The organism is Streptomyces sp. NPDC059668 (genome assembly GCF_042734135.1).
Lineage (GTDB): Bacteria > Actinomycetota > Actinomycetes > Streptomycetales > Streptomycetaceae > Streptomyces.
This window is the reverse complement of sequence record NZ_JBHWEL010000148.1, coordinates 1-1,717: the sequence shown is the minus strand read 5'-3', so window position 1 is coordinate 1,717 and position 1,717 is coordinate 1. Positions and strand designations below refer to the sequence as shown.

General features: G+C 45.8%; 3 protein-coding genes. All 3 read left to right on the top strand.

Annotated features, from left to right (window positions below; all coding sequences use genetic code 11):
* On the top strand, positions 1-639 hold a 639-nt coding region (locus tag ACFV2J_RS42395; protein ID WP_385443818.1), incomplete at its 5' end, for a hypothetical protein.
* Positions 640-652: 13 nt separating this feature from the next.
* Positions 653-871, top strand: a complete 219-nt coding sequence (locus ACFV2J_RS42390) for a hypothetical protein (protein ID WP_376642732.1) — start codon at positions 653-655, stop codon at positions 869-871.
* A gap of 5 nt (positions 872-876) precedes the next feature.
* Positions 877-1,653 carry a glucosaminidase domain-containing protein gene (locus ACFV2J_RS42385; protein ID WP_376642730.1) on the top strand — a complete coding sequence of 259 codons (777 nt, stop codon included), beginning with the start codon at positions 877-879 and terminating at the stop codon, positions 1,651-1,653.
* Positions 1,654-1,717: the final 64 nt, after the last annotated feature.

Here is a 1,717-nt window from a genome sequence, read left to right as displayed (position 1 = left end):
ACGAATCTATCGCTTCAGGATGTTATCGGGGTTCAAAACTTCTCACAGAAATATGCATTAACGGATGCTGAAGGAATGCGGAAACGGTTGGCTTCAGCTGACAGCATATTCACCGCACCACCCGGTTTTTATTATGGGACAGGATGGAATCAACTACCGTTACCGGGTGACGCTTCTTGGTACTATCTCGACATTCTACCAGCGCCAAACGGTCTGCGGAAATTGGTTCTGACACGTTCCTATGATAATACGTCATGGATTGGTGTTATACACACTGACAATGTATTCAGGGGTTGGCGACAGCTGTTTACACAAAATGATTTTATGGCGCTCACATGGTATAACCTTCCGTTATTGAATGGAGCAAAGGCGTCAGGAAGAACACCGCAGTATACCCGCTGGGGAAACATCCTCATGCTAAAAGGTGACGTGGCGTGTGACCTCGGCGTTGACTTTGCACAATTGCCCGCGTCATATTCACCGTCAGACAAAAAGGCGGTCATGGCAACAGCATACGGAACGACAGGCTTCACAAAATTTTATATCAACACTGACGGTAAACTGGCGTTTGTCGGCTTTTCAGGAAACAATCAGTCCGCCGTGTCCAGTTGGTCATTAGACGCGGCAGTGCCTTACTAGGAGGGTTGGAGCAATGGAAATGATACAAGTATTCGTATATGATTCGGATTTCATCTTCGACTATCCTGAAATTGTTCCGGCTGATTCCGTACCGGATAATGCGACAACCGTACAGCCGCCGGGATATTGGCGGGCGCAATTTCAGAAGGATAGAAAACTATGGATTGAATCCGCTTCAGACGAACAAATAAATGAAATGAGACAACAAATGAGGGAGAGTGTAAAAGAATGAGTTTCATGGAGAATGTTGCAAGTGAAGCACAAAAATTATACGGTGTAAGTCGAGTTTTACCTTCAGTTATCACAGCACAAGCCATACATGAGTCAAATTGGGGCAAATCCGGGCTTGCTACGCGTGCAAATAACCTGTTTGGTATAAAAGGTATCGGGAACGCTGGAACCGTTCATATGGGCACGTGGGAGGTTTTAAACGGGGTCGATAAAACAATCAAAGCAGGGTTCCGGGCGTATAAGTCTGTTCGCGATTCTATCATAGACCTTGTGAACCTCTATAACCGTCTTGACCGTTATAAGGCTGTTGTCGGGGAAACGAACTATGTACAAGCTTGTGCCGCCATCCAAAAGGGTGGATATGCGACAGACCCGAACTATGCGAAGAAGCTTATCGCCACAATCGAAGCCCACGGGCTGACGAAATACGATAAGGTCGGGAACAAAGCCGCAGTGAAGGCGAAACCTGCCAAGTCGTCCGGCTCGACATATACCGTTAAGGCGGGTGACACATTGACAGCAATTGCAAAGAAATATAATACGTCAGTGAAGGAGTTGGCGAAAGTGAACGGTATTAAAGATGTTAATATGATTCGTGTTGGTCAAGTCCTGAAGGTATCAGGAGCCGCACCATCCGGCGGTACATTCTACACCGTAAAGGCGGGCGACAACCTGACGAAAATTGGTAAGAAATTCGGTGTGTCCGTTAAGACATTGACCACAGTTAATCGTATCCCGGATGCGAATAAGATTTATGTCGGTCAACGGTTAAGGGTGAAATAATTTACAATATATACTAACATTTGTTAAAATTAAGTAGAATAGGAGCCGCGGAAGACTTCTATTC

What these genes read in the sequence shown, in the direction of transcription:
- ACFV2J_RS42390 (WP_376642732.1), top strand. Translation starts at nt 653, where the DNA reads ATGGAAATGATACAAGTATTCGTATATGATTCGGATTTCATCTTCGAC.
- ACFV2J_RS42385 (WP_376642730.1), top strand. Translation starts at nt 877, where the DNA reads ATGGAGAATGTTGCAAGTGAAGCACAAAAATTATACGGTGTAAGTCGA.